8 protein-coding genes and 1 tRNA gene are annotated in these 12,902 nt (G+C 74.0%); 4 read left to right on the top strand and 5 right to left on the bottom strand.

What is annotated here, in order from left to right:
- Positions 1-237 precede the first annotated feature (237 nt).
- Complete coding sequence (radA, locus tag LV78_RS24385; RefSeq protein ID WP_253847937.1) at positions 238-1,632, top strand: DNA repair protein RadA; 1,395 nt, start codon at positions 238-240, stop codon at positions 1,630-1,632.
- 10 nt (positions 1,633-1,642) lie between these two features.
- Here the strand turns inward: radA and LV78_RS24380 are convergent, their stop codons facing one another.
- The gene (locus LV78_RS24380) at positions 1,643-2,497 is read right to left on the bottom strand and encodes a helix-turn-helix transcriptional regulator (RefSeq protein ID WP_253847936.1); all 855 of its coding nucleotides are present in this window, start codon (positions 2,495-2,497) and stop codon (positions 1,643-1,645) included.
- 153 nt (positions 2,498-2,650) lie between these two features.
- Between LV78_RS24380 and LV78_RS24375 the strand changes: the two genes are divergently transcribed.
- Positions 2,651-3,496, top strand: coding sequence for an SDR family oxidoreductase (locus LV78_RS24375; protein ID WP_253847935.1), 846 nt, complete (start codon positions 2,651-2,653; stop codon positions 3,494-3,496).
- 246 nt (positions 3,497-3,742) lie between these two features.
- On the opposite strand, the gene otsB is transcribed toward LV78_RS24375, so the two are convergent.
- The 3 genes from otsB to LV78_RS24360 all read right to left on the bottom strand — a co-directional run bounded on the left by otsB (position 3,743) and on the right by LV78_RS24360 (position 9,288).
- On the bottom strand, positions 3,743-6,271 hold the full coding sequence (gene otsB, locus LV78_RS24370) for a trehalose-phosphatase (RefSeq protein ID WP_253847934.1): 2,529 nt from the start codon (positions 6,269-6,271) through the stop codon (positions 3,743-3,745).
- Positions 6,272-6,348: 77 nt separating this feature from the next.
- Positions 6,349-7,785: an alpha,alpha-trehalose-phosphate synthase (UDP-forming) gene (locus LV78_RS24365; protein WP_253847933.1), complete on the bottom strand. Its 1,437-nt coding sequence runs from the start codon at positions 7,783-7,785 to the stop codon at positions 6,349-6,351.
- A 108-nt stretch (positions 7,786-7,893) separates the two neighbouring features.
- Complete coding sequence (locus tag LV78_RS24360; RefSeq protein ID WP_253847932.1) at positions 7,894-9,288, bottom strand: threonine/serine exporter family protein; 1,395 nt, start codon at positions 9,286-9,288, stop codon at positions 7,894-7,896.
- A gap of 306 nt (positions 9,289-9,594) precedes the next feature.
- Between LV78_RS24360 and LV78_RS24355 the strand changes: the two genes are divergently transcribed.
- A tRNA-Thr gene (locus LV78_RS24355) sits at positions 9,595-9,667 on the top strand.
- Positions 9,668-10,218: 551 nt separating this feature from the next.
- A complete protein-coding gene (locus LV78_RS24350; protein WP_253847931.1) occupies positions 10,219-11,190 on the top strand; it encodes a helix-turn-helix domain-containing protein in 972 nt (323 codons plus the stop codon).
- Between the two features lie 85 nt (positions 11,191-11,275).
- Here LV78_RS24350 and LV78_RS24345 read toward each other — a convergent pair whose 3' ends face one another.
- Entirely contained in the window at positions 11,276-12,850 is a 1,575-nt protein-coding gene (locus LV78_RS24345; protein WP_253847930.1) for a methyl-accepting chemotaxis protein, read from the bottom strand.
- Positions 12,851-12,902: the final 52 nt, after the last annotated feature.

Below are 12,902 nucleotides of genomic sequence, written 5' to 3'. Positions count from 1 at the left end.
CGCTGCGACGTTCGCGGCCCTCCGGCCCGTGCGCGGCCCTCCGGCCGACCGCCGCCCGACCCGCCCCCGCCGCGCGGGTTTCCGCTGGGCGGTTCCCGTCCCCTCGGCGCACCGCAGCGCGCGGGTGCGGGGTGCCGCAGGGGGGGCGGCCCGTGCGCGGGGGTCCGGCGGGCCCGAGCGGGGGCCGGTCGGGTGTGCTGCGGTCGGGCTGTCGGGGGTGGTGGTTAGCCTGGCCGGGTGGCCAAGAACGTTCGGGCGGCCCGGCCCGTCTACCGGTGCGCTGAGTGCGGGCACGAGGTGTCCAAGTGGGTCGGGCGCTGCCCGGAGTGCCAGGCGTGGGGCACGGTCGAGGAGCGCGGGGCCGCCGCCCCGACCCGCTTCCTCGCGGGCGCCACCTCGGGGGACGCGCGCCCCATCGGCCAGGTCGACATCGAGTCCTCGCGGGCCTCGGCCACCGGGGTCGGCGAGCTGGACCGGGTGCTCGGCGGCGGGCTCGTCCCCGGCGCGGTCGTCCTGCTGGCGGGTGAGCCCGGCGTCGGCAAGTCGACCCTCCTGCTGGAGGTCGCCCATCGGTGGGCCAGCACGGTCGGTCGGTGCCTCTACGTGACCGGTGAGGAGTCCGCGGGCCAGGTCCGGCTGCGCGCCGACCGCACCGGGAACCTGCACGACGAGATCTACCTCGCCGCCGAGAGCGACATCTCGGCCGTGCTCGGGCAGGTCGACGCGGTCAAGCCCAGCATGATGATCGTCGACTCGGTGCAGACCATGTCGTCCCTGAGCATCGACGGGATGCCCGGCGGCGTGAGCCAGGTTCGGGCGGTGACGTCCGGGCTGATCTCGCTGGCCAAGGAGCGGAACCTGCCGGTGATCCTGGTGGGCCACGTGACCAAGGACGGCTCGGTCGCGGGCCCGAGGGTGCTGGAGCACCTGGTCGACGTGGTGCTCCAGTTCGAGGGCGACCGGCACTCGACGCTGCGGCTGCTGCGCGGCATCAAGAACCGGTTCGGCGCGGCGGACGAGGTCGGCTGCTTCGAGCTGCGCGACGACGGCATCGTGGGCGTCCCCGACCCGTCCGGCCTGTTCCTCAACCGGCGCGAGCAGGACGTGACCGGCTCGGCGGTGACCGTCGTGGTCGAGGGCAAGCGCCCGCTGCTGGGCGAGGTCCAGGCGCTGGTGGCGCCGACCAGCCTGCCCGCGCCCCGGCGCGCGGTGAGCGGGCTGGACTCGGCGCGGGTGGCGATGGTGATGGCGGTGCTGGAGAAGCGCGGCCGGGTGCCGCTGGGCAACAAGGACGTGTTCACCGCGACCGTGGGCGGGATGCGGCTGGTGGAGCCGTCGGTGGACCTGGCGCTGGCGCTGGCGGTCGCGTCGGCCGCCGTGGACCAGCCGCTGCCGCACGACCTGGTGGTGGTCGGCGAGGTCGGCCTGTCCGGCGAGCTGCGCCGCGTCAACGGCGTCGGCCGCAGGCTCAGCGAGGCGGCCAGGCTCGGCTACACCAGGGCGCTGGTGCCCCCGGACTCCGGCCCGCTGCCGAAGGAGACCCGCGCGCTGGTGGCGCACGACCTGTCCGAGGCGCTGCGGCTGCTGAAGATCTCCGGCAGGCGCGGCGGCGGCAGCAGCAAGGAGGAGTAACCCGCAGAACTCACCGCACCGGCGCCGCGAGCGTCCAGCTCGCCAGCAGGTCCAGCGCCTGCTCGGACGGCGAGCCCGCCTCCGCCGTGTACAGGAACAGCGTCGTGTCCGGGTCGCCAGGCAGCGCGACCGTCTCGTACTCGACGGTCAGCTCGCCCACCAGCGGGTGCACCAGCCTCTTCGACCCGTGCGTGCGCTGGTGCACCCGGTGCCGCGCCCACCACAGGTCGAACTCCGGGCTCAGCTCCCGCAGCTCGGCCAGCAGCGCCAGGGTGGCCCGGTCGCCGGGGTCGCGCCCGACCTCCAGCCGCAGGCTCTCCACGGCGTTGCGCGCCTGCGCCTCCCAGTCGGCGAACAGCGCCCGCGCGGCCGGGTCGAGGAGCATCCAGCGGGCGTAGTTCCGGCGCGGCGCGGGGATCGCCTCGAAGTCGGTGAACAGCGCCCGCGCCAGCCGGTTGGCCGCCAGCACGTCCGTGCGCCGCCCCAGCGCCAGCGCGGGCACGCCGTCCAGCGAGTCGAACAGCCGGTGCACGCCCGGCCGCAGCCGCTGAGCCCCGGTGCTCCGCCGCCGCGCGGGGGCGGAGCCGACGCCGATCAGGTCCCGCAGGTGCGCCTGGCCCGCGTCGTCGAGCCCGAGCGCCCGCCCGATCGCGTCGACCACCGCGGGCGACGGCACGATCCGCCGCCCCTGCTCCAGCCGCGCGTAGTAGTCCGCGGACACCCCGGCCAGCCGCGCGACCTCCTCGCGCCGCAACCCCGGCACCCGCCGCACCCGCCCGTCCGGCGGCAGCCCGGCCCGCTCCGGGTCGCTCTGCGCGCGCGCCCGCTTGAGGAAGTCCGCCAGCTCCCCGTTGTTCTGCGCCACGCCCCCAGTCTGCCCACCCCGGCGGCGTCCCGGCGGGCCTCGGGTAGGACTGCGCGTCCTAGTCGGCGCAGGGCCCGCCGCACACCCCCGGAAGCCCGCCCGGCGCAGCAGGCTTGAGGCGTCCCCAAGCGGCACAACCCCGGAGGAAGCACCATGACCACCCCCGCCACCTGGTTCGTCACCGGCGCGTCGAAGGGCCTCGGCCTCGAACTCGTCCGCCAGCTCCTCGCGCGGGGCGCCAACGTCGCCGCCACCTCCCGCTCCGCCGACCGCCTCCGCGCGGCGCTGGCCGACGAGGACACCACCCGCCTGCTGCCGCTCACCGTCGACCTCGCCGACGAGGCCGACGTCCGGCGCGCCGTCACCGCCGCCGCCGAGCGCTTCGGCGGGCTGGACGTGGTGGTCAACAACGCGGGCTACGGCTACCTGGCCGCCGTGGAGGAGACCACCGCCGAGGCCGTCCGGGACATGCTGGACGTGCAGGTGGTCGGCGTGTGGAACGTGCTGCGCGCCGCGCTCCCGGTCCTGCGGGAGCAGCGCTCCGGCCGGGTCGTCAACGTCTCCTCGGTCCTCGGCCTGGTCTCGCTGCCCGGCTGGGCCCTGTACTGCGCGGGCAAGTTCGCGCTGGAGGCCATGACCGAGGCGCTCGCGGGCGAGGTGGCCGAGCACGGCGTCGAGGTCACCCTCGTGGAACCGGGCTACTTCCGCACCTCGTTCCTCAGCCCGGACTCCCTGGCGCTGCCCGAGACCACCACCGACCACTACCCGGCGATCCGGCGGATGGTGGCCGACCACCGGGCGCTGCAGGGCTCCCAGCTCGGCGACCCGGTGCGGGGCGCGGCCGAGATCATCGCGCGGGCCTCGGTCGCGGGAGCCCCGCTGCGCCAGGTCCTCGGCTCCGACTCGCACGCCTACGCCACCGCCAAGGTCGACGCCCTGCGCGCGAACCTCGCCGCCGAGGCGGAGAGCGCTCCCCGGACCGACCACCCCGCAGCCTGACCGCACAGCCACCATCCACAAAGGACGGGGGTGTGCGCCGCGTCCTGGTCGTCATGCCCGCCACCGACGCCCAGGAGCGCGTCGACGACTCCCGCTGTCCCACCGGCCACCGCGCCGAGGAGCCCGCCGCCCCGGCCGAGCCTGCCTGACGCCCCCTCCCCCCAAAAAAACCGGAACCCCCGCCCCCGGCCGAGAAGGCCGGGAACGGGGGTTCCGCGTCGTGCACCGCCCCGAGGGGCGGTCAGCTCACTTCGCCAGCAGCTGCGCGCACCGGATCAGCCCGAGGTGGCTGTACGCCTGCGGGTGGTTGCCCAGCGAGCGCTCCGCGATCGGGTCGTACTCCTCCGGCAGCAGCCCGGTGGGCCCGGCGGCGTCGACCATCTGCGCGAACAGCTCCTCCGCCTCCGTCCGCCGACCGGTCAGCAGGTAGGACTCGATCATCCACGCGGCGCACAGGTGGAACCCGCCCTCGTCGCCGGGGAGGCCGTCGTCGCGCCGGTACCGGTACACCGTGGACCCGGACCGCAGCTCCGCCTCGATCGCGGTGACCGTGGCCTGGAACCGCTCGTCCGTCGGGTCGATCAGCCCGGCGAGGCCCACGTGCAGCGAGGCCGCGTCCAGGTCGTCGCCGTCGTACGCGGTCGTGAAGGACTGGGCGACGTCGCTCCACCCGTTCTTCAGCACGTCCGTGGCGATCGTGTCCCGCAGCACCGGCCACGACGGGTCGAGGGGCCGCCCGTACTGCTCGGCCAGCCGCACCGCGCGGTCCAGCGTGACCCAGCACATGACCTTCGAGTACACGTGGTGCCGGGGAGCGTGCCGCTCCTCCCAGATGCCGTGGTCCGGCTCGTGCCACCGCCGCGCCACGGCCTCCGCCATGGCCTGGACCATCCGCCAGTCCTCGTCGGTGAGCGCGCCGCGCGCGCTCGCCAGCTCGGCGACCAGGTCCACGACGGGCCCGAACACGTCCAGCTGCACCTGCTGGTTCGCCAGGTTGCCCACGCGCACCGGCCGCGAGCCCGCGTAACCGGGCAGCGTGTCGATGACCGCCTCGGCGCCCAGCATGGTGCCCTGCAGCGTGTACAGCGGGTGCAGCCGCTCCGGGCCGGGCAGCGTGTCCAGCACGCCGTGCACCCAGCCCAGGAACGCCTCGGCCTCGGTCAGCGAGCCGACCGACACCAGCGCCTGCGCGGTCAGCGCCGCGTCCCGCAGCCAGCAGTAGCGGTAGTCCCAGTTCCGGATGCCGCCGAGCTCCTCGGGCAGCGACGTGGTCGCCGCCGCCATGATGGCCCCGGTCTCGTGGTGCACCAGGCCCTTGAGGGTCAGCGCGGACCGCAGCACCAGCTCCGGCTCGACCGACGGCAGCTTCAGCGTCGCCGCCCAGTCCGACCAGAACCCGCCCGCGCGGGCGCGCCGCTCGGGCTCGCCCAGCGTGCTCTCGGACAAATCGTCCGTGCCGCAGCGCAGCTCCAGCAGGATCGCCGCGCCCTCCCTCGGCCGCACGACCGCGACCGCGGTCTCCTGCACGCCGTCGCTGGTGATCTCCCAGTCGACGCCCGGCGAGCGCAGCACCATCGGCTCCGAGGTGCCCGCGACCCGCAGGCCGTCCCGCTCGCGCAGCAGCCGCACCGGCACCTGCCCGAACTCGGGCCGGGGCGCGAAGGTGATGACCGCGTTCGTGGACCCGCTGATCCGCCGCACCAGGTCGGTGCGGTGGCCGGGCAGGTCGTGGTCCAGGTAGTCGGTGACCAGCAGCCGCGACCACCGGGTCTCCACGACCATCGTGCCCGGCACGTAGCGCTGGCCCAGAGGCAGCGACCCGTGCTCCGGCTTGATCGTGAAGTGGCCCGCGGACGGGCCGCCGAGCAGGTCGGCGAACACCGCCGCCGAGTCCGGCTCCGGGTGGCACAGCCAGTTCACCCTGGCGTCCGGGGTGACCAGCGCGACCGACCGCTCGTTGGCGAGCATGGTCAGCCGCTCGATCGGCACGGCCTGGTCGCCGTGCAGCCAGTTCCTGCGCTCCTCCAGCAGCAGCGCCAGCACCGTCGCCACGTCGGGCGAGTCGGTGATGTGGTACTCCGCCAGGGTCTCGCCGTCGCCGACCTTGATGCCGACGTCCGGCCCGGACAGCCGGGCGAACGCCTTCTCGTCCGTGACGTCGTCGCCGACGAACACGGACGCCGTGGCGGACACGCGGTGGCGCAGGACGTCGAGGGCGTGGCCCTTGTCGGTCTGCACCACGGCGAGCTCCACCACGGCCTTGCCCTCGGTGACCTGCACGCCGTCCCAGGTGCAGGGACCGGTGCGCACCGCGTCCAGCACGCGCTCGCCGACCTCGGCGGGCGCTCGCCGCACGTGCACGGCGATGCTGGCGGGCTTGATCTCCAGTGAAACGCCTTCGCTGCCGTCGACGAGCTTCTCCAGCTCGCTCTCCAGCCTGCGGTGCAGCGCCCTGGCGTCCGCGTCCAGCGCGTGCACGAAGCCGACGTCGAACTCGGAGCCGTGCGAGCCGACCAGGTGCACCTCGGCGGGCAGCCTGGACAGCGTCGCCAGGTCGCGCAGCGCGCGCCCGGAGATCACGGCGGTCGTCGTCTCGTGCAGACCGGCGAGCGAGCGCAGCGCGCCCACCGCCTCCGGTAGCGGTCGGGCGTCTTCGGGGTTCTCCACGATCGGAGCCAGGGTGCCGTCGTAGTCGCAGGCCACCAGCAGTCGTGGTGTCCTGGCGAGCTGGACGATGGCTCGACGAAGTTCGGCGGGGAGGGCCTCGGCCGTCAACGCCCCTCCTCAGTGCTCGGTGACGTAAGGTCTCGGGTCAGCTGAACCGCCCCGTTCCTGAACTGGGTTGGAACGGTTCAGCTCGCTGCTTGCGCGCCCAAGGCTTCAAGGAACGAGCGAGCCCATCGGTCGACGTCGTGCGTGAGGACTTGGCGGCGCAGAGCGCGCATCCTACGGCGACCCTCGGCGGGATCGAGCGCTAGGGCGTCCTCCAGGGCTTTCTTCACCCCGTCGAGGTCGTGCGGGTTGACCAGGAAAGCCGAGGTCAGCTCCGCCGCGGCCCCCGCGAACTCGCTCAGCACGAGCGCCCCGCCGAGGTCGTGCCTGCTCGCCACGTACTCCTTGCAGACGAGGTTCATCCCGTCCCGGACCGGCGTCACCACCATGACGTCGGCCGCGAGCATGAACGCGGTCAGCTCCTTGCGGTCGACCGACTGGTGCAGGTAGTGCAGCACCGGCCTGCCGACGCGGGAGAACTCGCCGTTGAGCCTGCCCACCATGCGCTCGATGTCGCCGCGCATCTGCTTGTAGTGCTCGACCCGCTCCCGGCTCGGCGTGGCCAGCTGGACCATCACCACGTCCTCGGGCGCGACCCTGCCGTCCTCCAGCAGCTCGTTGAGCGCGCGGAGCCGGACGTCGATGCCCTTGGTGTAGTCGAGCCGGTCGACGCCGAGCAGCACCTTCTTCGGGTTGCCCAGGTCCTCCCGGATCTGCCTGGCCCGCGCCTGGACCTCCTTGGAGCGGGCCAGCGCGTCCAGCGCCGAGGAGTCGATCGAGATCGGGAACGCGCCCACCCGCACCGTGCGGTCGCCGACCTGCACGACGCCGGGCCGCGTGCGCACGCCGACCGCGCCCCGGCTCGGCTCCAGGCCGACCAGCCTGCGGGCCAGCCACAGGAAGTTCTGCGCGCCGCCCGGCCGGTGGAACCCGACCAGGTCCGCGCCGAGCAGCCCCCGGATGATCTCGGTGCGCCACGGGAGCTGCATGAACAGCTCGACCGGGGGGAACGGGATGTGCAGGAAGAAGCCGATCCGCAGGTCCGGCCGCAGCTCCCGCAGCATCGCGGGCACCAGCTGCAGCTGGTAGTCCTGCACCCACACCGTCGCGCCGTGCGCGGCGACCTTCGCCGTCACGTCCGCGAACCTCTGGTTCACCCGCACGTAGGTGTTCCACCAGCGCCGGTGGAACGCGGGCCGCTCGACCACGTCGTGGTACAGCGGCCACAGCGTGCCGTTGGAGAACCCCTCGTAGTAGTCGGTGACCTCGGCGGTGCTGAGCGACACCGGGTGGAGCTGGAGGCCGTCCTCCTCGAACGCCTCCACGTCCGCGTCGGCCACTCCGGGCCAGCCGACCCACGCGCCGCTGTGCACCCGCAGGAACGGCTCCAGCGCGCTCACCAGCCCGCCGGGGCTGTGCTTCCACCGCTGCGTGCCGTCGGGCAGCCGCTCCAGGTCGACCGGCAGGCGGTTGGCCACGACCAGGAAATCCGCGCCGTTCTCGCCAATGCTGCTCACCGGGTAGCGCCTCCTCAAGGATTCGTCTCGCCCACGCACGAGGTTAGTGGGGGTGCGGGGGCTGGATGCCCTGCCGTCACCCCCGTCACACCGGGTTCACCTGTGGGATTACTCCGAACGACGTCGCGTTGGCCACAGCGGGCCGGACAGCCGGGGGCCCGCCAGGCGCCGCTCCAGCCTGCCGAAGCCGGTGCGCACCGGCTCGCCGAGGAACTCGCCGAGCGCCACGCCGCTGGCCAGCGCCAGCGCGGTGCCGCCCGCGTAGACCAGGGTGGACAGCCCGGCCGGGTCGCCGTCGGCGGTCAGCTGGTACAGGCCCCGGTAGATCGTCCAGCCGGGCAGCAGCGGCACCATGCCCGCGACCGCCACCACCAGCGGCGGGGTGCGCAGCTTGCGGGAGACCAGCGCGCCGACGAAGCCGACCAGGGTGGCCGCGGCGGCGGCGCAGCCGATGGTGTTCAGGCCGGTGACCGCGAGCAGCCCGTACGAGGTGGTGCCCACCGCGCCCGCGCACGCGGCCACCAGCAGCGCCTTGGGGCGGGCGTAGCTGGCCAGCGCGAAGAACATCGACGTGGCCGCGCCGGTGGCCAGCTGGAGCGGCACGGTCGAGATCAGCGCGGGCAGCGGGTCGGCCATCGTGGTCAGCACGCCGAGCTGCACGCCCGCGCGCAGGGTCAGCGCGACGCCCGCGATCAGGCCCGAGGTGAGCATGACGATCTCCACGAACCGGCCCGCCGCGGTGACGTTGTAGCCCGTTATGGCGTCCTGCACGGTGCCCACCAGGGACAGCCCGGACAGCAGCACCACGATGCCGGTGGCCACCAGCAGCGACGGGCGCACGCCGGGCAGCAGGTCGGTGGCGTACAGGGCGAGCGCGAACGCGGTCGCGAGGATGCCGCCCGCCGCCTGCTGGAAGAAGAAGGGCAGCGAGCGCCGGTTCAGCAGGCGGCCGACCCGGTCGACGAGGGCGGTCACCAGGGCGGCCGACAGCGCCAGCAGGGCGCCGCCGCCCACCAGCAGGGCCACCGAGGCCGCCATGCCCGCCCACGCCGCCGTGGCGACCCAGCGGGGGTACGGGTGCGGCGCGCTGGTGATCCGGTCGAGCTCGGCGTAGGCCTCCTCGGCGGTCACCTCGTTCTCGGCGATCCGCCGGATCAGGTCCTCCAGCGTGTCCAGCCGGGTGTAGTCGAGGCCGCGCGAGCGCACCACGCGCAGCGAGGTCACCGGGGCCGCCGAGGTGCCCCGGTGGCAGGACACGGTGATCGCGGTGAACGTCACGTCCACCTCGACCCTCGGCATCCCGTAGGCCTGGGCCACCGCGCCCACCGTCGCCGCCACGTCCGCCGCACCGGCCCCGCTGGCCAGCTGGACCTCGCCCACGCGCAGGGCCAGGTCCAGCACCAGGTGGACGACGGGGGCGTCCGGGAGGGACGGACCCTCGACGGGACGCCACAGGTCGGGCAGCGTGGCCGGCTCCCGGTACCGCTTGCGCCTGGTCGACACCAGTGCTCACCTCCGCCAAGATCGTCACTGCGCCACGCCGACATCGCCACACCAGCAGCTGTGGCATCGGACACCCCTGATAGGGGGACCCTGCCCCGGTGAGTTGATCACGGTGCGTCGAGCATCGTCGATACCGCTGGCCAGCGGTTTCCGGCTCTCCCGCAGCCGTGTGGACGGTACCCCCGTCCTGCGGATGGCCCAACCGCTCGACCGGCTGAGCGCACCGCTCGGCGCAGGTGTCACGGGTGGGGACCACTTACGATGTGCCAGGCTTCCGCCCGGAAGGCAGCAAGGGCCGAAGGTCACGCCGGTGTAGCTCAATTGGCAGAGCACTCGCCTTGTAAGCGAAAGGTTGCGGGTTCAAGTCCCGCCACCGGCTCCGCGCCCCCGTTCCGCGTTTCGTCGCGGGGCGGGGGTTCCGCTTTTTCCGGGGCGCGCGTCCGGGGTTCCCGGCGGGTGTCCGAACGGGAATGCGCGCGCGGCCGGCCGGGGGTGCTCGGCGGCGGGTTCCGGTTGTTCCGGGGATTTCCCGCGCCCGGCCCGGCGCGGCGCGCTCCCGCGCTGGTGCGGTCCGGTGTGGACCCCCTTTCCCGGCGAACGGCGATGTGGCTCGCTTTCGGTTCCCGGTCGTTGTTCGTTGATTTGTTTCAAGGCGGGTCGCGCGGTGGCGCCGGCGACTTCGGGGCGTCGCGCGGAGTGGCTGTGCGCGCGCCGCGCGCGGCGCGCTCTCCGGTTCGACCTTCAGTCAAGTGGAAATCGACCTGCGCATTCGGTGTGCGGAGTGGGTTGGGCCCCGTCCTCCCGGAGGGGGGACGGAAGCTTTGGCTTGTTGCTCTTGCTCTCAACGTGGCTGCCGGAAGCGTTGCTCTGTTCGGTGCGTGCTGCCCGGAACCGCTGTGCCCGTCCGATCCGGTCGTTAGCGTCGGTCCCGTGTTGCGCATCCACTTCACGGACGCCGACTTAGCCCGCACCAGGTTGGCCAGGGACCCGGACCCCCTCTGGGAGACCGTGCTGGGCCTCTACCGCCTGGCGAACGACGACGTGCCGGTGTTCGAGCCGTGGCGCAACCGGGCCAGGCTCGCGGTGGTGGAGCGCGGCGCGCAGGCCCAGGTGCGGATGGTCCGCGAGCTGGTGCCGCGCCAGGGCTACTTCCCCGACTTCCTCACCCCGGCCGAGGGGCGGCACGGCATCGCGGCCGGGCTGGAGGCGGTGCGCGGCACGCCGTCGCTGCGGCTGCTCGGCGACATCGCCTACGCGGCCCGCAGCCGCCCGCTGCCCACCTGGGCGCACCGGGTGGCCCGGTGCGACCGGGACGCCCTGGAGGAGCTCGTGGGGGCCCTCAAGGGCGTGCACGACGTCCTGGTGCGCCCGGCGTGGGAGGACGCGCAGGCGGCCGTGGCCGCGGAGCGCGCGGTGCTCGGGCGGACCATCCTGGACGCGGGCGTGGACGCCGCCCTGGAGACCCTGCGCCCCACCCTGCGCTGGAACCCGCCGGTGCTGGAGGCCGACTACCCGAAGCCGCTGGACATCAGGCTCGGCGGGCGCGGCGTGCTGCTGATCCCGTCGTACTTCTGCTGGGGCAACCCGGTGGCGCTGGTGGACCCCGCGCTGCCCCCGGTGATCGTCTACCCGGTCCGCCACCCGGCCAACTGGACGCCCGACCGGTCCCGCTCGCTCGGCGCGCTGCTCGGCCGCACGCGCGCCGCCGTGCTGGCCGCCCTCACCGGCACCGCCACCACGACCGAGCTGGCGGCCAGGCTGCGGCTGTCCCCGGCGTCGGCCAGCGAGCACGTGGGCGTGCTGCGCGACTCGGGCCTGGTGGTGAGCAGGCGCGAGGGCCGCACCGTGCTGCACTCCCTCACCCCGCTCGCCCAGTCCCTGCTGGAGGGCCGCCGGGCCTGACGCCCCCGGAAAACGGCACCGGGAGGCCAGCGGGTCAGCCCGCCAACCTCCCGGTGGTCCCTGCGCGGGCCCGGCCCGCCCACCCTCAGATCCGGAACCGGTCGACCTGCTCCTGCAGCTCGGCCGACATCCGGGACAGCTCGACGGCCGCGCCCTGCGTCTCCACCACGGTCGACGAGGTGGTCCTGGTCGCCCCGGCCACCGTCGAGATGCTCCCGGCGATCCGGGTGGTGCCCACCGCGGCCTCGTTGATGCCCCGGTTCATCTCCTGCGTGGTCGCGGTCTGCTCCTCCACCGCCGAGGCGATGGTCAGCTGGTAGTCGTTGATCCTGGCGATGATCTGCCCGATCTCCTCGATCGCGGTCACCGCGCCGCCGGTGTCGGCCTGGATCGCCTCGACCCGCCGGGAGATGTCCTCGGTGGCCTTCGCGGTCTCCTGAGCCAGCTCCTTGACCTCGTTGGCGACCACGGCGAAGCCCTTGCCCGCCTCACCGGCCCGAGCCGCCTCGATGGTGGCGTTCAGCGCCAGCAGGTTGGTCTGCTCCGCGATCGAGGTGATCACCTTGACCACGTTGCCGATCTCCACCGACGACTCGCCCAGCTTGGCCACGGTCGCGTTGGTCACCGCGGCGGCCTGCACGGCCTGCGCCGCCACGTCCGCCGCGTCGCTCGCGGACTGCGAGATCTCCTGGATCGCCGCGCCCATCTGCTCGGCGCCCGCCGCGACGGTCTGCACGTTCCTCGAGACCTCCTCGGAGGCCTCGGCCAGCTCGTCGGTCCGCCCGGCGGTGTCCTGCGCGCTCCCGGCGATCCGGTCCGCCGAGGAGCTGAGCTGCCGCGAGTTCACCGCGAGCGCCTGCGCGCTGCCCGCCAGCGCGGCCACGGTCTCCCGCACGTTGTGGGTCGCCCGGTTCACCGCCAGCGCCATCTCGCCGACCTCGTCCCGCGAGTCCACCGGCGCCGACCCGGTCAGGTCGCCGTCGGCCATGCCGGTCAGCACGTCGCGCACCCGCTCCAACCGCCGCCCGATGCTGCGGCCGGTCAGCAGCGCCAGCGCCAGCGCGAGGGCGAGCCCGACCACCAGCACCGCGGCGGTCCACAGCCGGGCCGACGCGACGGTCGCGTCGGCCGCCTCGGCCGCGGCCTGGCCGTCGGCCTGCTCCAGCGCGGACAGCGCGTCGATCGAGGAGTTCATGCCGTTCTCGGCGTCGGTGAACGCCTTGCCCAGCGCGGCCGGGTCGGCGGGCACGGTCACCCCGGCCGGGGCCGCGTCGCCGAACAGCACGACGTTCAGCAGCCCCCGGTAGGTGTTCCAGGAGGCGCCGTACAGCTCCACCTGCTCGCGCCACCCGGCGCTGGACGACGGCGTCGAGGTGTAGTCGGCGCCCGCCGCGTCCAGTTCGGACTCGGCGTCCTTGACCAGCTTCTCGCCGTCGGCGCGGCCCTCGGCCGTGTCGGCGGTGTCGAACAGGTACATGCCCCGGTACATGCTCGCGGTCGCGTTCTGCACGCGCAGCAGGTTCGCCTGCCGGACCATGCTCTCGTTCTTGATGCCTTGGACCTGCTCGTTGAGCGCGCCGAGGCGCACCCACGAGACCACGCCGGTCACCAGCGCGACCAGTGCGACGACGCCGACTGCGAGCAGGATCTTCACGCTCACGCGCGCATTCGTCCACCACCCCGCGCCGGTGGTGGCGGATCGGTCCGTGGGG

Origin of the sequence: Actinosynnema pretiosum, assembly GCF_024171695.1 — a bacterium.
Lineage (GTDB): Bacteria > Actinomycetota > Actinomycetes > Mycobacteriales > Pseudonocardiaceae > Actinosynnema > Actinosynnema pretiosum.
The sequence above is the reverse complement of the archived record's forward strand: the minus strand, read 5'-3'. Positions and strand labels throughout refer to the sequence as shown.

Coding starts and splice junctions, on each gene's coding strand:
- LV78_RS24375 (WP_253847935.1), top strand. CDS start 2,651: ATGACCACCCCCGCCACCTGGTTCGTCACCGGCGCGTCGAAGGGCCTC.